This window comes from Kitasatospora sp. NPDC092948, assembly GCF_044754805.1.
In the GTDB taxonomy this organism is placed as follows: domain Bacteria; phylum Actinomycetota; class Actinomycetes; order Streptomycetales; family Streptomycetaceae; genus Kitasatospora.
Genome location: NZ_JBIVPU010000012.1, coordinates 48882 through 64724, shown reverse-complemented (window position 1 = coordinate 64724; position 15843 = coordinate 48882). Strand labels below are relative to the sequence as shown.

The 15843-nt window shown below is 71.3% G+C and carries 20 protein-coding genes and 1 pseudogene; 12 read left to right on the top strand and 9 right to left on the bottom strand.

Going from position 1 to position 15843, the window contains the following annotated elements; genetic code table 11:
- Positions 1 to 13 precede the first annotated feature (13 nt).
- The 3 genes from ACIQF6_RS28255 (at position 14) to ACIQF6_RS28245 (ending at position 3663) form a co-directional block, all read left to right on the top strand.
- A complete protein-coding gene (locus tag ACIQF6_RS28255; protein WP_400899901.1) occupies positions 14 to 997 on the top strand; it encodes a hypothetical protein in 984 nt (327 codons plus the stop codon).
- Positions 998 to 1061: 64 nt separating this feature from the next.
- On the top strand, positions 1062 to 2063 hold the full coding sequence (locus ACIQF6_RS28250; protein ID WP_400899899.1) for a tetratricopeptide repeat protein: 1002 nt from the start codon (positions 1062 to 1064) through the stop codon (positions 2061 to 2063).
- A 193-nt stretch (positions 2064 to 2256) separates the two neighbouring features.
- The gene (locus tag ACIQF6_RS28245; protein WP_400899897.1) at positions 2257 to 3663 is read left to right on the top strand and encodes an SAM-dependent methyltransferase; all 1407 of its coding nucleotides are present in this window, start codon (positions 2257 to 2259) and stop codon (positions 3661 to 3663) included.
- Between the two features lie 94 nt (positions 3664 to 3757).
- Here the strand turns inward: ACIQF6_RS28245 and ACIQF6_RS28240 are convergent, their stop codons facing one another.
- Positions 3758 to 4111, bottom strand: coding sequence for a hypothetical protein (locus ACIQF6_RS28240; protein WP_400899895.1), 354 nt, complete (start codon positions 4109 to 4111; stop codon positions 3758 to 3760).
- Positions 4112 to 5300: 1189 nt separating this feature from the next.
- Here ACIQF6_RS28240 and ACIQF6_RS28235 point away from each other — a divergent pair.
- On the top strand, positions 5301 to 5978 hold the full coding sequence (locus ACIQF6_RS28235; RefSeq protein WP_400899893.1) for a hypothetical protein: 678 nt from the start codon (positions 5301 to 5303) through the stop codon (positions 5976 to 5978).
- Positions 5979 to 6571: 593 nt separating this feature from the next.
- Here ACIQF6_RS28235 and ACIQF6_RS28230 read toward each other — a convergent pair.
- Entirely contained in the window at positions 6572 to 6760 is a 189-nt protein-coding gene (locus ACIQF6_RS28230; RefSeq protein ID WP_400899891.1) for a hypothetical protein, read from the bottom strand.
- Between the two features lie 31 nt (positions 6761 to 6791).
- Complete coding sequence (locus tag ACIQF6_RS28225; protein WP_400899889.1) at positions 6792 to 7214, bottom strand: hypothetical protein; 423 nt, start codon at positions 7212 to 7214, stop codon at positions 6792 to 6794.
- 224 nt (positions 7215 to 7438) lie between these two features.
- Here ACIQF6_RS28225 and ACIQF6_RS28220 point away from each other — a divergent pair, with 224 nt between their 5' ends.
- Entirely contained in the window at positions 7439 to 8044 is a 606-nt protein-coding gene (locus ACIQF6_RS28220) for a hypothetical protein (RefSeq protein WP_400899887.1), read from the top strand.
- Between the two features lie 442 nt (positions 8045 to 8486).
- On the opposite strand, the pseudogene ACIQF6_RS28215 reads toward ACIQF6_RS28220, so the two are convergent.
- Positions 8487 to 9081: pseudogene (locus ACIQF6_RS28215) on the bottom strand (transposase); the annotation flags it as partial.
- Between the two features lie 22 nt (positions 9082 to 9103).
- Positions 9104 to 9475, bottom strand: a complete 372-nt coding sequence (locus ACIQF6_RS28210; protein ID WP_400899885.1) for a hypothetical protein — start codon at positions 9473 to 9475, stop codon at positions 9104 to 9106.
- 9 nt (positions 9476 to 9484) lie between these two features.
- Here ACIQF6_RS28210 and ACIQF6_RS28205 point away from each other — a divergent pair, with 9 nt between their 5' ends.
- The 7 genes from ACIQF6_RS28205 (at position 9485) to ACIQF6_RS28175 (ending at position 13944) form a co-directional block, all read left to right on the top strand.
- Complete coding sequence (locus tag ACIQF6_RS28205; RefSeq protein ID WP_400899883.1) at positions 9485 to 10024, top strand: hypothetical protein; 540 nt, start codon at positions 9485 to 9487, stop codon at positions 10022 to 10024.
- A gap of 512 nt (positions 10025 to 10536) precedes the next feature.
- A complete protein-coding gene (locus ACIQF6_RS28200; protein ID WP_400899881.1) occupies positions 10537 to 11190 on the top strand; it encodes a hypothetical protein in 654 nt (217 codons plus the stop codon).
- Entirely contained in the window at positions 11187 to 11627 is a 441-nt protein-coding gene (locus ACIQF6_RS28195) for a hypothetical protein (RefSeq protein WP_400899879.1), read from the top strand. Before ACIQF6_RS28200 ends, ACIQF6_RS28195 begins: the two co-directional genes overlap by 4 nt.
- Entirely contained in the window at positions 11624 to 12118 is a 495-nt protein-coding gene (locus tag ACIQF6_RS28190) for a hypothetical protein (RefSeq protein ID WP_400899877.1), read from the top strand. The genes ACIQF6_RS28195 and ACIQF6_RS28190 overlap by 4 nt, the downstream gene beginning before the upstream one ends.
- Entirely contained in the window at positions 12111 to 12377 is a 267-nt protein-coding gene (locus tag ACIQF6_RS28185) for a hypothetical protein (protein ID WP_400899875.1), read from the top strand. The genes ACIQF6_RS28190 and ACIQF6_RS28185 overlap by 8 nt, the downstream gene beginning before the upstream one ends.
- Positions 12374 to 12763 (top strand): hypothetical protein, encoded by a 390-nt coding sequence (locus tag ACIQF6_RS28180; RefSeq protein WP_400899873.1) that lies wholly within the window; start codon positions 12374 to 12376, stop codon positions 12761 to 12763. Before ACIQF6_RS28185 ends, ACIQF6_RS28180 begins: the two co-directional genes overlap by 4 nt.
- A gap of 110 nt (positions 12764 to 12873) precedes the next feature.
- Entirely contained in the window at positions 12874 to 13944 is a 1071-nt protein-coding gene (locus ACIQF6_RS28175; protein ID WP_400899871.1) for a hypothetical protein, read from the top strand.
- Between the two features lie 260 nt (positions 13945 to 14204).
- Here the strand turns inward: ACIQF6_RS28175 and ACIQF6_RS28170 are convergent, their stop codons facing one another.
- The 4 genes from ACIQF6_RS28170 to ACIQF6_RS28155 all read right to left on the bottom strand — a co-directional run bounded on the left by ACIQF6_RS28170 (position 14205) and on the right by ACIQF6_RS28155 (position 15547).
- Positions 14205 to 14375 carry a hypothetical protein gene (locus ACIQF6_RS28170; RefSeq protein ID WP_400899869.1) on the bottom strand — a complete coding sequence of 57 codons (171 nt, stop codon included), beginning with the start codon at positions 14373 to 14375 and terminating at the stop codon, positions 14205 to 14207.
- 157 nt (positions 14376 to 14532) lie between these two features.
- Positions 14533 to 14733: a hypothetical protein gene (locus ACIQF6_RS28165; protein WP_400899867.1), complete on the bottom strand. Its 201-nt coding sequence runs from the start codon at positions 14731 to 14733 to the stop codon at positions 14533 to 14535.
- 35 nt (positions 14734 to 14768) lie between these two features.
- Positions 14769 to 15341 carry a GNAT family N-acetyltransferase gene (locus ACIQF6_RS28160; RefSeq protein ID WP_400899865.1) on the bottom strand — a complete coding sequence of 191 codons (573 nt, stop codon included), beginning with the start codon at positions 15339 to 15341 and terminating at the stop codon, positions 14769 to 14771.
- Positions 15338 to 15547: a hypothetical protein gene (locus ACIQF6_RS28155; RefSeq protein WP_400899863.1), complete on the bottom strand. Its 210-nt coding sequence runs from the start codon at positions 15545 to 15547 to the stop codon at positions 15338 to 15340. The genes ACIQF6_RS28160 and ACIQF6_RS28155 overlap by 4 nt, the downstream gene beginning before the upstream one ends.
- Positions 15548 to 15843 lie beyond the last annotated feature (296 nt).

Sequence of the window (15843 nt, the reverse complement as noted above, 5' to 3'; positions counted from 1 at the left end):
GGAGGAAAACGCTTTGGGAATCGACATGGCAAGGGACGCCAATGAGATCCGCGTCCTGACCTTCAACGGCGAACACGACTTCGGCGGCCACACCACCGAGGCGTGGAAGGCCGTCTACGGGTGGATCGCCGACGACATCAGGCCGGACATCATGCTGCTACAGGAGGCCTCCCATGCCCGCAAGGACGGCCGGCGCGGCCTCTACGCGGCGATGCACCGCCTCGGCATGACCGGCTTCCTCGCGGAGACCTCCACCGTGGAGTCCCCGAACCCGCCGGCGATCCTCGTCAACCCGGCCAAGATCCGCATCGTCGCCCGGTACCCACAGCCGACCGGCCGGTGGCACGAACCGGCGCAGTGCCGCATCACCCGCGCCGACCGCGAGGACGGGCCGGAGGTATCCCTCGCCTCGGTGCACCTGTGCGCGCGGTCCGCGACCCTGCGACTCCAGGAGGCCGAACTCATGCCCCACTGGGGCCAGGTCGGCCAGGTGGACAACCCGGACGACCCTGACGGCCCGCGCCTGCAATGGACCGTCCCGTGCATCATCGGCGGCGATTTCAATAGCTACTCCAGTTCCGCGCACGAACTCGCGCCACTGCCGGACCTGACGAACACCGCCGACCGCAACCACCGCGCCCACCGCACCCTCCCGGACCGCCGCACCCCCGACACCCAGCCGTGGGACACACTCACCGCCGCCGGCTTCCGCGACCTCGCCCTGTTCGCCTACCTGCACCGCGGCCAGGGCGAGCAGGCGATGCAGGGCACCAGCCACGGACGTACCGATCAGGGCATCGACCCCGCCCGCGGACAGCGCCCGCCCCGAATCGACTTCACCTTCGCCAACGGCTCCTTGCCTGGGGCTTTGCGCAGTAGCCACGTCATCGAGGACCCGAACCGCCACAGCGACCACAAGTCCCTCCTGAATGTGTTCGAGGCCGAACCGTTCTGGGAGGCGGCACAGGCCATGCTCACCCCCCACCTGCCTGTCTGACTTCCACCGGGGCGGAAGTCTCTTCCGCCCCGGTCATCACCAATGCACGAAGGAGAACCCTCCTGTGGACGACAGGCACTTCTTCAGCACGCTGTCCGTCGCCGGCCAGCGACTGCTGGGCCAGCTGGCCCACCTGCCCGCCCCCTTCGACCGCCCCACCGCCGCTGCCGCGGCCGGCACCGCCTTCGCCCCGCTCGACACCGACGAACTCATCACCGCTCTCATCCTGCAGGGCGCCCTGAACACTGTCGGAGTCGACCCGATCCGTGGCAACCTCCACACGATCCTGACTGACGCCGCCCGCAACCACGACCCCGCTGCGGCTGGCCGGGTCACCGCCCGCTACCTCGACTACACCGTCGCCTGCGCCTACGCCGCCTCCACGGTGATCACCCCCCACCGCGGAGGCCTCGCCCGCACCGCCCGCCATTGCGACATTGCCCCGTTCGACCTCGACGGCTCGACCGAGCGCGCCATGGACTGGCTGCTCGGCGCCCTCCCCGACCTCGACGCCGCCCTCGACCTCGCCGAGCGACATGGTGAGCACCAGGCCGGCAACTGCGAGGCCACCGTGCAGATCCTGGGCGAGCTCCTGCCCCGGTACGACCTGACCCGGCCCGACGACAGTCGCCAGCACATGCTCGCCCTGGTACTCCTGGGCTCCACCCACTGCCGTCTCGGCACCCCCGCCATCGCGATCCGCCACCTCACCCAGGCCCTCGAGCTCCACAAGAAGCCGCTCGACAAGGACCCCCTCAACCACGGCCGCGCCCGTCTCTACCTGGGCGAGGCCTACGCCATGTACGGCGAGCACGCGGGCGCGATGACCGAGCTCGCCCAGGCCCACCTGCTCTTCGCCGACGCCAGGGCACCGCTCTGGAGCGCCCATACCCTGGACTACCAGAGCAGGGCCGCCTCCCGCGCCGGACGGAAGGACGCCGCGCTGGCCTTTCTGCAGCGTGCCTTGGCCGCGTACGAGCGGCTCGGTGAACTCGCGCATCTGGAGCGCCTGGAGTCCCGCCTCGCCGAACTCCGCGCGGCCGCGCGCGGATCGGGCCCGGCGTGATCACCGCACGCGATCAAGGCCGTCTGCTGGACGTAGCAAAAACGGGGAACGAGAAGTGACCATGGGGCCCGCCTTCCCCGGCGGGGCACAGCCGACCGGACCGGCCGACGGCGGGCACCACGACCCGTCGGAGCCGGAACCAGCGGGCACGGCCCGTAACGCCTGGCGCCGCCTGTTCGGCGCTCCGCGTCCAATGGGCACCGAGCACCGGCAGGCGGCCCACGAACTCGACCTCGCCGTCTCGCTCGTCCTCACCCAGCCCCAGGCCGCCACCTCGCTCGGGCAACTGGCCAACAGCCCGCGCATCCACCCCGAGGGCGCGCTGGTTCTCGGGGCCCTGCTCCAGGTGACAGGCCGCTGGGAGGCCGCGCAGTTCTGGTGGGAGTTCGCCGCCGGCGCCGGCAGCTACACCGCCGCCAGCTGCCTCGACCTGCTGCACCGCAGCCGCGCCGAGTTCGAGGACGCCGACCTGTGGCGCGATCGGGCCGAAGCGATGGCCGACGAGCCCCGCCCGATCGCTGTCCCCGCCGCCTTCGTCGGCAGCCTTCTCCCCACCCACGTCCGCAACGACATCATCGCCCGCTGCCACGAAGGCCTCGACATCCACCTTCCGGCGCGGATCGCCGCCGCCATCCACCAACTCCCGGTCGCCGAAGACGACGAGGAGTACGGCGAGATCCCCCAGCCGGACCCCTCACTGCTGCCCGCCCTGACCGCCACCGATCCCGCCCGCTCCGACGAGTCCGTCCCCTGGCACGACCCGCACCGCCGACTGCGCGAGGACACTTCCACGGCGGCTGACCCCGGCTGCGAGGTGACCCTCGACATCCACCGCCCGCACTCCGCGCGGGTGAACGACTACTTCCTCGGCGGCACCACCAACTTCGAACCGGACCGGGACCTGGCCGCGATGCTGCTCGCACTGCTCCCGAGCGCGCCGGTCGCCGCCCAGGCCAACCGGGCGTTCATGCGCCGGACAACCAGGATGTTGGCCCAGCGCGGCATCACCCAGTTCCTTGAGGTGGGAATCGGGATCCCCGACTCGCCGGACCTGCACGAGGTCGCCCAGGAGGTCGACCCGGCCTGCCGGGTGGTCTACGCGGACAACGACGCGATAGTGCTCACCCACGGGCAGGCGCTGCTGCGCAGCACACCGGAAGGCCGCATCAGGCTCATCCAGGCAGACGTGCGCGACCCGGAGCACGTGCTCGACGCCGTCGAGAACGTCGGGACGATCGACCTGAGCCGGCCGGTGGCGCTCAGCATGGTCGGCCTGCTGCACTTCGTGCCGGACAACGATCGCGTGTACGCGATCGCGCAGGCGTTCAGGCAGAGGCTGTGCCCTGGGAGCGCCCTGGTCGTTTCCCACCTCACCCCCGACTTCGCGCCGGCGGCCGTGGCACACGCTGCCCGCACGTACACGGCCTGGGGCATGCCTGTGCGGGCCCGCACGGGCACCGAGATCGCGAGGCTCTTCACCGGCTGGAACCTGGTTGATCCTGGCATCGTGGCCGCCTCGCGCTGGCGCCCCGATGCGGATCGAAATGCCGTCAGCGACGCTCAGGCGTCCCATTACGGCGCGGTGGGGGTCCGGCCGTGATGAGCGAGATCCGTCCGCGGCTCCGCGGCTGGCTCGGGACGGGACGGGGTCCAGTGAAGGGGGGTCCTGGGCGGACCCACCGGTGTCGCGGCGACTACCACGGCCGGAACGGCGCCGCGGCGACGGTGACGCCGGCGGTGACGGCAAGACGGGCGGCCAGCGAGGCGACCGTCGCTTCCGCTTCGGCAACCGCTGCGGTGGAAGCCAGTTCGACCTCGGTCACCGCGAGCGTTTCGGCGGTGGCGGCAGCGGCGGCGAGCGCCGCGTGCGACGCGCACCTCGCCCACACCTGCCCGGCATGGCGCAGCCGGTCCCGATCGCCCTGCGGACAGAACCGCCCGGCGGCGACTCGGCTTGGGAAGGGCGTGCGTTCCGAGCCGGTTCGCGGGCCGATCCTCCGGCCCGGCGCCCGCTTCCACGTCAGCCGCCGGATCAGCACCGGCAGCACCGGCAGCGCCGCCAGCGGCGGCGTCCCGGACGACTGAGCCCTCGACGGGCATCCGGACAATGGGGAGAGCAAGCTCTCCGAACCGTGTCGGCAACTCGCTGAAGCGCTTCACGAGATCAGCTGCAACTGGCACGGCGACGGCGCCATGCACGACTACACAGACTGACGACGCTTCTCATACATTATGATCAAAGCAAAAAGCAGAGATATTTTCCCGCCCTGGCCAAAAAGTGGCACAGTGTTCCGCACCACTTCTACTTCAACATATCGAGTTAAGCGCCCAGGAGCGTTCCCAGGTGGACCGTGGAACGTTCCACGGTCCACCTGAGGCAGAAGCCGAATTTGAGCCTGGGGGGAACATTCCCCTCAGCCTCGAGCCGAACAGATATCGAAGACGAGGTTCACACCTTCCAGGCCGAGAAGAAACTCTGCGAGAAGATCCGACCCGGGAAGAAGAAACATGGCAACACTGCCGGCGAACGTCACCGCATGAAGACCCGAAGTGACGGCAGGGTGCTTCCATCGACGTTGGACATGCGGAAGCTCCTCCTCGGGAACAACCGCTGCGGAAGCCGGTGATGGCGTTGCCGCTCTGCATAGAATTGCCGTAGTCTGTGTGACTGTGCTGGACATCGTGATGGTCTCGACGACTGTCCATTCTCGTTCGCCAAGACAGTTCCTTAATATTAAGTGACTGGAAAAGGGAAAACGAAGCCAAGGCCCCCGAATCGCCGCCAAGCTAACGCGGGGGCCTTGGCCTTTATTGTAGGCCGTCCCGGCGCCCTGTCTGGCAATACGGACCGCCGCAGAGAAAATAGTTCAGCGATCCGGGGAAATGCCGCGAAATGCCCTTCCCTGCGCCCATGTACCGAACTGCTTGCACGGCCAAAGAAGGCAGGGCTCGAAGGCGTGCAGAGGGGGCGGGGCTGCTGCAGCAAAGACCCCGGCCGATCTGTGGGGGCTCGACCTCAACGCGAACCCGGGGCCCGTCCCACAGGAGTTGCTGGTGTGACCTGTACCGCCGGCACGTCGACGCGATCGCCGAGGGCTGCCCCGTGCCGCGGTAGAGCCGCTACGCTGAACCCCGGGCGGCCGGTGTGCCGCCCGCCTCATCATCCCTGGAGGGATCCCCGGCCACCGGCCGGCCGCCGCGAGCACGCGGCGCTTCGACATACCCCCAGGAGGTGTGATGGAGAGCGTGTTGACCCGGGACCTGATCCGGCTCGCGACGGAGTCGATCGACCGGCTGGGCGCCGCCGAGGAACTGCCCGACCCGGTGGTGCTGGAGCTTCCCGACACCCTGCCGCTCTCGCGCGGCCGGACGGTGGAGTGGCACCCGCTGGTCGCCCTCGCGGTGGCCGGGCACATCTGCCGGTACTGGGCCCAGGGTGCGGGCCCGCGCGGGCCGTTCGCGATCGAGGCCGGCTCGTCCCCGGCGGGCTGGGCGACGCTGGTTTCCCCCGGTAACGGCTCCTGCCCCTCCCGGCGGCTCCAAGCGGGCGGCGGCCCGTGGAGCCCGAGCGGGATCTGGATCACGGAGCTGTGCGGCCACCCGCGCTGCACGGAGCCCGCGCCGGCCGGGCCCGGTTCGCGCTGCCCCAGCCACTTCGGCGACCCGGGCCCGTCCGGCGGGACGGGCCCGCACTGGGCCGACCTCGCCGCGCGGGCCTGGGGCGAGCGCCACGGCGCCGACGGCCGCGAGCACCCGCGCAGGGTCGCCGAGCGCCTGTCCCGGCTGGTGAAGCAGGCGGTGGCCGCCGGGATGCCGAAAGAGGACGTGGCCGCCGCGACCGGCTCGAGGCGGGCCGCCGTGGCCGAGATCCTGCGCCCGGCCCCCGACCCGGAACAGGGCGACGAGTGGATGTGACATTCCGCCCGGGCGGGCGCTGCCGGCGCGTTGGGGCCGCGTTGGGCGTGTGCGAGGTGGAGGTGGACTTTGAGTCGCTGAGCGAGCGCGTCCGGACAGTTTGCCCGGGCGTGGTTGGTCGAGGGGGGCTGTGTGTTCCGGCCGATCGGGCTGCTGCGGAGCTGCCCGGTAGGCGTCGGTTTCAGCCTGCTCCCGTGTACCGGGGCGATGTCCCTGCTGCACCGGCTGCCCACCGCGGACTACGGCCCGGCGAGGGTGCCGACCCCGATCATGAGGTTCGGACCGGCCCTCAACGACTACCGGCGGCCGGGCGGCAGCCTGGACTTCGACCGGTACTGGCCGGCCGCCGAAGCCGCCCGGGCCGCCTGGCAGCGCGCCGCAATGCGCCCAGACCCGATCGCGATCGCCCTGGAGCGGCTCGGCTCCGCCTGGGCGCCGAGGTGTCCCAGGCGACGACCGCTGGGACGCCGATGTTCGGCCGCACCCTGCGCTAGATCAACGCCGGGGCCCCGATCCACTGCGACGACCTGAACCACCACGGTGTGGCGGCACCGCTGGGAGTCGGCCGACAAGATGTAGCGCCAGGACTACGGCTACCACGGCGAGACGGTGGCGCATTGCCAGTCCGTCAGCCTCACCCCGCAGCTTGGCGACGGGCTGGTGTGTTGGGCCCGGACACCGTGGTGGGCGCGGTCGGCGGCGGCCTGTTCGCGGGCGTGCCCGCTGCCGCCCGCGAGCGCGGCGTCCGTGTCGTGGTGGTCGAGCCGGCGGTCAAGCGACACATTTCACCCTGCCGGTCGAGTTGAGCCGCCGTCAGTTGACGGCGGCCTGGAAGACCTCGAGCAGGTCTGGATGGTCACGGTGGTAGGTGATCTGGAACCGTACGACGGTCCCGCCGTGCCGGATGGACTCCACGGGGACGGGGAGGCCGGCGGGCCAGCGCCCGGTGCGCTCGCCGTCGGTGAGGGTACGACGGAAGAACGCGGTGGAGCCGCGGAGGTTGTCGGTGCCGAGTTCGGCGCGCAGGTCCTTGGCGCTGTACTGGCCGTCGCGGTCGGGGTGGGCGAGCAGGCGCAGGACTTGCTTGTTGCGGGGCGGGAGCCGGCTGTAGTAGTCGCGGGCGAGCGCGACGGTCCACCGGGGCGGAGCGACGGCGATGGCGTCGCGGTGCCGCGCGAGGAACGGGGCGAGCAGCTCCAGGTCCTCGGCGGTCGGGTCGATGATACGAATCTCCACGCCAGGAGGCTAGCCCTCCTCTTACAACAAACGCGAGTAAAGCCAATCTGTAAGCATGGCGATGGGGGCGGTGCTACGGTGACGCCACCGCCGCGGTTCTCCCGGCTGGCGGGTGGCGGCCCCCTTGGGGCCGAGGATCTCCACGCCCTCGGCACGACCCTTCAGCGGCGGCGCGCACCGGCGCGCCACCGGACCGCCCACCCACCACACCGGAGAGAGCCGACGTGACGCAGTACCAGGACGACCCCGCGTGGATCGCGCGGCACCAGCAGCAGTACGCCGCGACCGAGTTGATGCAGGAGCGGCTGCGGCAGACCGGCCGCCGGGCAGCCGACAGCGAGACGGCCCGCGCAGCCGCCGTCCAGGACGCGGGCCAGGCGCTGGCCGACTACCGTCAGCAGCTGCGCGAACTGCTGCCCGCCGACGAGGCCGAATCCTGGCGAATGGACGCCGAGGACCTGGCGAACCTCGCCGGACTGCCGCTCGCCGAGCTGCGCCGGGCGCTGGAGGCCGCCGACACCACGCACTCCACCGCAGGGCCCATCGCGGGCTGGACGGACCGGGCACTGGCCACGACCCTGCACGGATACGGCTACGACCACGAGGCCGCGGCCACCGAGCTGCACCGCCGCTACCCCCATCTACTTGGGATCCTTGCCGCGCACAGGGCCATCTCTGGCGCCGCGGACGAGGCGCTGGAGGCCGCGACCGGCGAACTGGTCTGGCAGATCGACGAGATCCCGGCCCCGAGCCCGCAGGAACTGCTGGTGCGCGACCTGTACCGCAGCCACGTCGACGCAATCGCCGACGGCCGGCCCTTGCCGCGGTAGCCGGGAGGCGATGTACCCGCTCGTTCGCCGAGCGCAGAGCCGCCTGGGAAGGCTCCGCCGCTGCCGGGTGAACGAGCGGGCTTCGAAGAAGTCACAACCTGGTGAACGCGGAGCGTAGGGTCGGCGGCGATGACGTACATCCCCGTGTCGGCGTGGACCAGCGCGTGGCCGAGATTGACCGGGACGGATTCGACGACGGGCAGCGGGCCGAGCAAGCGGGCCAGCGGGCGGTGCAGCAGCCGGGCGTTCTCGCCGGTGAGCTCCAGCACGGTGCGCACGTCGGCGTCGACCAAGTGGTGCTGCATCCCTGGTGCATATGCCAGCGCCGGACCAACTGCCGCCAGGAGTCCGCCTGCTGGCACACCGTCGGGTGGTCGGGGCGCTCGAGCCGAGCATGGCACGGGCCGCCGACAACGAGCACGGCGGCCTGTAGGCTTGTGATTTATCCGTTTCTAGCGGTTCGTCGGGGTTTGGTGCCCTCCTTGTGGTGGGCGGGCCGGGCGTACGCCTCGCCGGTGGCGAGGACTCTGCCCACGTCGTGGCGGGGTGTGGGGCGCTTGCGGCCGGGCGGCCCGGTTCGGGGCGGGTGGGTTTCGGCGCTTGCGCTGGTGAGGGGGCCTTCGTGTGGAGGTTCCTGAACCCGCGCCGGACGCGGGCGGGGGTGAGCTTGTTCGGTTCCGCCAGCTTCTCCCCAAGGTGGCGGAGGTCGGCGACGGGCAGCGGGCGAGACGAAGTTGGGTGCGGGCGGCGATCACCAGCCAGGTCCAGCGGTCCGCCACCGCGGAGTCGCGCAGGCGGGGCCGGGTCCAGCCGAGGGTCTGCTTGAGTAGGCGGAACGTGTGCTCCAGGTCGAAGCGGCGGAGGAACGTCTGCCAGCAACGGTCGACGTCTTCGGCGTCGGCGCCGGTGCGCGACCACCAGAGCCAGACCGGGCGGTTCACCCCGCCGCTGGGCAGCTTCTCGACGACCAGCCGGATCACCGTGCCTTCGAGGAGCGGCAGCTTGCCGTCGTGGTCCAGCCAGGCCGCGGGCCGGGTCCGCTTGTTCGAGGCGAAGAGTTCACGCGGCTGCACCCGAGAGAGAACCGAAGACCCTGGCCACGTAGGAATCGAGCTGGTCACCGAAGGCCGCCGCCGAGCCGATGGCAGTCATGGGCAGGGTGCCGGAATCGTCGATCCCGGCGAAGTAGTCCACATCGGCCCAGCCTCCTCTGAACAACACCACGGAGAGTTCGCCTCCCAGGCCCGTGAGCACGACCCCGAAGGAGTCGGCATCCACGACTGCAGCCCGGTCCAGCTCCAGTTGCTGCGGCCACTCCTGTGCCGCATCGCGCCAGGTGACCGGCTCCACGGTGAGCCCGGCATCCTCCCAACGGCCCCTCCGCCGTTCGACCTCAAGGACAGCCTCGTCAAGATCAACAACTCGCTCCATGCGCTGATCATGCCGGAAGAGCCGCCCACCGCGCTGGGATGGCCCGGAACCGCAGACCATCCCACCCGGCTGTTCGCCTCCGCCTTCGACTCCGAGCCCTACCGGGTGGCCGCCGACCTGGAGTTGCTGGCCGACGCCCACGACGACACCACCGACCTGGAACACACGATCGCCGAACGCTGGAACGAACTGGCTGTGCTGGCCAGTCGCGGGGAGGACCAGCCCGGCCACGACGGCGAACGCTGGCAGACCGTCGAGACCCCCCGCGCCCCCTACCTCGGCCCCGGCACGGACTCCGGCCCCATCGTCCTCGCCCGGCTGCGCCTCGGCGGCACCTGGACCGAGATCGCGGCCGGTTTCGACATGACGACCGAACAGGCCCGGGCCGTGCTGCGGCACTTCGCCGACACGATGCGCCAGCGGTACGAACGCACCGGTAGCGACACCGAGGGCTTCCCACCCACCAAGCACGCCGCCATCCTGGCGCTGCTCGACCTCGGCGACGACGAGAGCACCCGCCCCGCTGCTGCCGGCGGGACCCGGCGGTGAGCGGCGCCCGGGCCCTGCTGCCCGACCAGGTCCTGGACCAGGCCGCCGAGTTGCTGCTGGCCGCCGCCGTCCACGACGGCCGCGACACCTGGCTGCCGGGCCGCACCCTGCGCGGCAGCGGCCCGGTCGTCGTGGACGACCCGAAACGTCCAACCGCTCGATTCGTCCGGCCCGGCCCGACACTCGATCAGCCAGGCCGCACCTGCGCCCGACCTCCACCGCGTCCGCCAGCAGCGTCTGTGCCAGCGCGGCGGCCAGGGCCTGCACGTACACGAGCGTAGTGCGTCTCTTACAACAGACGCAGAGAAAGGCATTTCGCAGGACTGGACGGGGCGCAGTCCGCCGGTCCGGGCCCGGTGGCGGTGCCGGTCGCCCGGCCGTCGGCCGGTGGAGTCGCCCGCAGGGCGATCGGATCCGTCCGGACGGGACCGGTGTTGAGCGTCCGTCACCCATTCGTGCAGGTTGTGTCCTCTAACAGTATTTAGAGGACACAACTCCGATAGGGTCCGACTATGACCACCGACACGGGCTGGCGCCCGCTCGCCGAGTGCATCACCCCGGCCGCCGTCCTGCGGCTGCGCGCCTTCCTGGACCAGCGGGCCCTGGAGCTCGTCGAGGCCTCCGACTTCGACTCCGAGCCCTACCGGGTGGCCGCCGCCCTGGAGTTCGCCATCGGCTACATCACCGAACCGCTGCTGGCCGACCTGGAGCTGCTCGCCGACGCCCACAACGACACCACCGGCCTGGACCGCGCGATCGTCCAGCGCTGGAACGAGCTGGTCGTGCTGGCCGGCCGCTGGGAGGACCAGCCCGGCCACGACGCCGACGGCTGGCAGCTCCTCGGCCCCGCCCCCGTCCTCGGAGCGGACTTCGGCCCGACCGTCCTCACCAGGCTGCGCCAGGGCGCCACCTGGGCCGAGATCGCGGCCGACCTCCAGATGACGACCGAACAGGTCCGCTCCGTGCTACGGGAGTTCGCCGATGCGATGCGCGAGCGGTACGACTGGCACGACAGCGACGCCGAAGGCTTCCCGTCCGAGAAGTACGTTGCCGTCCTGGCGCTGCTCGACCTCGGCGACCACGAGAGCGCCCGCCCCGCCGGTAATCGCGTCCTGCTCACCGACCTCGACGGCCAGGCCAGCGCCACCGGCTGGGATCGGCGGTGAGCGGCGCCCGCGGGCTGCTGCCCGATCAGGTCCTGGACCAGGCCGCCGAGTTGCTGCTGGCCGCCGCCGACGCCGCAGTCCACGACGGCCGAGACACCTGGCTGCCCGGCCGCACCCTGGGCACCCACAGCCTGGGGGTCCTCAACGACCAGGCCCGTCCCGCTGTCATCATCGAGACGTGGGCCGACCGTCTGGAGGCCGTCAACGCCTACCTCTCGCCGGTCGGCCCGGTCACTGGCCGGGCCTTCGCCGCCTGGCTTGCCGACGCCGCGCACCGGCACCGCTCCAGCGCCAAGGCCGCGCGCAGCACCTGGCCCCGCGATGCCGCCGCCCGGGCGAGCTGGGTTCAGCAGCACACCGACCAGCACGCCCTGGCCGCCGCCCGTGCCCTGCTGGTGACTGCCGCCGCCCACCCGGCCGCCGCGGTGACGCGGTGAGCGCCCTGGCCCGGTACGGGCGCAGCTCGGCCTCCGGCCGGGTGCTGACCGTGGCGGGGTACGAGCACAGCGCGTCGAACGTCGACCTGTCGATCCCGGGCGGCTGGCCGATGGTCGACCACGGCGACGGCTGGGAGCGGGACCTGTCGCCCGAGCGCACCGGGTACTCCCCGTCCCCCGCCGCCGAGCCGGACCTCGACCGCACCCATCGGATCCTGCGCATGATCGTCGACGACGTCCGCGAGCAGCTGGAGCGCCTCGGCGAGCCGGTGGCGGCGCTCGGCGGCCGGGCCGACACGGCCGAGGCGCTGCTGCGCCGCACCCTGGCCCGGATCGAGTCGTACGCGGCCCCGGCCGGCGCGCTCGGTCACCACCGGCCCGAGGACTGTCCCGAGCGGGTGTGGGTCGGTACCGCCGGCGAGCCGGAGGCCTTCATTCACGGCCGGTGCGCGATGGGCGCGCCGGCGGACCTCGAGGAGACCCGTGTCTGAGCAGATCGTTCCCGCCGCCGAGCCCGTCACCGAGACGGCGCCCGCCCCGCAGTGCCCCCGCTGCCGGCGCAACCCGATCGAGGCGTTCGCCGGCGACACCGGCGCCGGATCGCGGATGGCCCTCGCCCGCTCGGCGATCCGCATCTGCGGCGACTGCGGGGTCGACGAGGCCGTCCGGGACGCGCGCGGCCTGGCCCCGATCCCGCTCGGCGAGTGGCCGTACACCGGTGAGCTGCTGACCTGGACGGGCGCCCGGTGACGGCCCGTCAGGAGGCCGCCGTCCTGCGGCACACCGTCGACGTGACGCCGGACGACCTCGACGCGCTGGCCGAGTTCATGCTGGAGCGCATCCAGGAGGAGATCAACGCCCGCGGGGCGCGGGGAGCCGCCGACGCCCTCGAGGGGATGGTCGCCGCCACCCGGGTCCAGGCACGGCGCTGCCTCGAGGAGCTCGGCCGCGTCAACGTCGACCCGGTGCAGCGGGCCTCCGCGCTGGTACGCCTGGATGCCGCCTGGGCGTCGCTGTGTATGGCCGTCCGCGCCTGGCAGGAGCACCCCAACTTCGACACGGCGCGCTGGCGGCGCCCGGAGGGCACCTTCCCCGACCGGCTCGGCCCGATGACCTGGGTACCCGGCAGAAGCTGACGATCTCTCACCGCCCCGGCCCGGCCCCGCTCGCGCGCCTGCGCGGGCGGGGCCGGGATCATGGAGGGGCGCGGGGACAGCGACTGGAGCGACCGAGATTGGAGATTGCCGTGGAGGTGCTGCCCGCGCGGGTGTCCGACACCGATGGCGACGACCTGGACGTGCTGGACGGCGAGCTGTTCGATGCCGAGCCGGACCGGCGGCTCGCGCTGCTGGACGACGTAAGCGAGGAGCTGACCGCGGAGGCCGCCGCAGATCCGGCGGACGGCCGTTCGGAGCGCACCTCGAGCACCTACGCCGAGCAATGGACGTACTTCGAGCGGTGGTGCGCGACCAACCGGCACCGCCCGGGCCCGAAAACTGACGAACGGGTGATGTTCTCCTACATCTCCCACCTGCGGAACTACGGTGGCCGGAAACGGGAGGACGGCACGTACCCAGGGGCGGCGGTGTCGTCGCTGCGCCTGGCGATGGCCGCGATCCGGGATCGCAACGCCCGTGACGGGTATGAGGACTGGCCGCCGAAGAAGGCCGCGTCCGAGCTGATCCGCAAACAGTCCAGGAGGTTCGCCCATGGCCCGGACCGGCGGCCGGCGAAGTCGTCGCCGCCGCTGGACCGGGCCCGCATCGCACATCTGGCCCGGCACACCCGCGACGACACCCTTGAAGGGCTGCGCGACCTGCTGATCCTGCGTCTGGGGTACGGGACCCGGGCCCGCTGTTCTGAGCAGGCCAACTACCGCATCGACTCCCTCGCGTTCGAATGGGTGGAGCTCGAGGTTAAGGACGCCGACGGCAAGGTGGTGGATGCGAGGCTGGTGGAGCAGCTGACGGTCGGCAAGCGCATCTCGAGACGACGCGACGAGTGGAACAGCGACGAGAGCTACAAGATCCGCGACCCGTTGACGATCGACTACGCCCACCGGTACCTGGCGCTGCTCGCCGAGTACGGCCAGGCCGAGCCAGAGATGCCTCTGCTGCGCGGCGTCACCAAGGCCGGCGCGCTGACGCCCGTCTCCGCGAAGGGGATCGGCCTGACCGGGCGCTCCGTCAACCGGATCCTGAAGCGGATGATCGCCCGTACTCCCGGCTTCGACGCCCCTGAGGCCACCAGCCACGGCCTACGCGCCGGCGTCCCCGCCGACCTAGGCACGGCCGGCCACAGCGCGCCGGAGACCTAGGTCATCACGGGCGGGGACCGGGCCTCCACCGGGATGGTCGACCAGGACGCGGAGCCGGGCTGCACCGCGCCGGAAGGGGCAGCGCCGGCCTGGCGCAGCAGGCCCTCGACAACCTGATCGTCACGGGTGCCGAGGCGGCGTAGTGCGGGCCGCCGAACGCCGGGGAACCCCGGCGTGCCGATCGGCGGACGCTACGATGGGATCGCGCTGAGAAGCCCGACTGCTCCCGCCCGGTTCCGACCGGGCGGTGGCAGCGGCGTCTACTGGCCGTGGTCCGGGATCTCGACCTCCGCCAGAACGATCCATGGCTGGTAGTCGCCCCGCTCGCACACCGCCTTCAGGTGCAGCTTCTGTCCGGCGAACCGTTCCTGCCACCGGAGTTCCTGGCTGTGCTCGGCGAACCAGCTCGGCGGCACGCTCTGCTCCAGCACCCGCGGCGCGTAGCATCGCTTCGCGTAGACGTCCTCACGCCCCGCGAACAACGCCCTGGTAGAGGACTGACAGCACGTGGGCGAGAAATCCGGCTGTCTGAGGGGCGGCTTTGTGCTGCACCGGCCGTGTTCCACCAGGGTTTTGGGCCCGGGCGGGTCAGAGCTTCACCGCACTGTATTCCTCGGTCAGTTCGAATTTGCCCTCGCGCAGCCGCGTCGAGTCTGGGGCGGGGTCTCCGTCGAAGGCGAACGTCAGCACGCTCCCCGCCCGTGCTGCGCGCTTGCCACGGTCCGACGGGGCAGGCCATGTCGCGCTGTCGGGTGATGCCTTGTCCCGATGGTGGCGCTTGCTGGTCATGGTCGGGGCCACTGGGCCGATCTGGAGACGAGGCGTCATGATCCCGGCCGGCTCCGGTGGCCGACGAGCGGGCCGTCGGCCACCGGATCGCGGTCCTGCGCTGTCGCCACTCGGGGCAGCTCCTTCGCCATCGCGCGGTTGATCGAGGGTTGCCGACCCGGGATGTAGGAAGGAATCGGTGTGTAGCCAAACTTCTTGTACAGTGCCAGCGCCGCGGCATTCCGGCTGCCGGTCTCCAGGATGGCGCGCCGGGCACCACACTCGCTCGCCTGTTGTTCGAGGAGGTCGAGGATCTGGCTGCCCAAGGCCAGTCCACGCGCAGCGGGGTGTACGTACATGCGTTTGATCTCGACGGTGGTGGGGTCGGTCATCCGCCACCCGCCACAGCCGAGGGCTTGGGGCCGCCCCTCAACGCGGGCCACGACGAAGAGCCCGTGCGGAGCGGCGAAGTGGTCGGCGGGCGTATCGAACGGGTCGTCGGCGAAGCCGTAGGTGTCCAGCTGCTCGGCGTGGAGTGCTGATGTCAAGTACCGCGCCTCCGCGTGATCGTAAGAGATCGCCGTCAGGACGGCGTTGCGCGTCCGGGGGGCGGAACTGGTCTGCGTCATACGGCCGATAGTGCCTGGTCCACCCGGCGTAGTGCATCTGTGCCGCTGGGGGTCTTGATGCGGCTGCCCGCGTGGCGCCGGAGGCCGGCGAGGAGGTTGCGGCAGCGGATGGACTGGACGTCGGGGACATGGGAGGTGAGGTCCAGCAGGGTGTTGAGGGTGGCTTCGGTGTCGTGGGCGAGCATGTGCGCTCGGGCGAGGTACACGCCGTGGAGGAGTGCGGATCGCTGGTAGCCGTTGGTGGGTCCGTGGCGAGTGAGCGGGGACAGGAGGCTGTTCGCTTCAGCGCGGCCGGGGCCGGGACCATGAAGGTGCGCGGGGACAGCGACTGAAGCGACCGAGATTGGAGAATGCCATGGAGTTGCTGCCAGCGCGGGTGACCGACACCGATGGCGACGACCTGGACGGTTACGGCACAACGTGTGCCGGACCCCGTTAGTTGTCACCGTTTGCTCGCGCTACTTGTCACCAGCACGTGGTTCTCACGCTTGTTGTCACCGCT

Bases quoted from the DNA above. Each gene is read 5' to 3' on its own strand.
- ACIQF6_RS28200 (WP_400899881.1), top strand. From the start codon at position 10,537: ATGACCACCGACACGGGCTGGCGCCCGCTCGCCGAGTGCATCACCCCG.
- ACIQF6_RS28205 (WP_400899883.1), top strand. From the start codon at position 9,485: ATGCCGGAAGAGCCGCCCACCGCGCTGGGATGGCCCGGAACCGCAGAC.
- ACIQF6_RS28210 (WP_400899885.1), bottom strand. From the start codon at position 9,475: ATGGAGCGAGTTGTTGATCTTGACGAGGCTGTCCTTGAGGTCGAACGG.
- ACIQF6_RS28235 (WP_400899893.1), top strand. From the start codon at position 5,301: ATGGAGAGCGTGTTGACCCGGGACCTGATCCGGCTCGCGACGGAGTCG.
- ACIQF6_RS28160 (WP_400899865.1), bottom strand. From the start codon at position 15,341: ATGACGCAGACCAGTTCCGCCCCCCGGACGCGCAACGCCGTCCTGACG.
- ACIQF6_RS28165 (WP_400899867.1), bottom strand. From the start codon at position 14,733: ATGACCAGCAAGCGCCACCATCGGGACAAGGCATCACCCGACAGCGCG.
- ACIQF6_RS28245 (WP_400899897.1), top strand. From the start codon at position 2,257: ATGGGCACCGAGCACCGGCAGGCGGCCCACGAACTCGACCTCGCCGTC.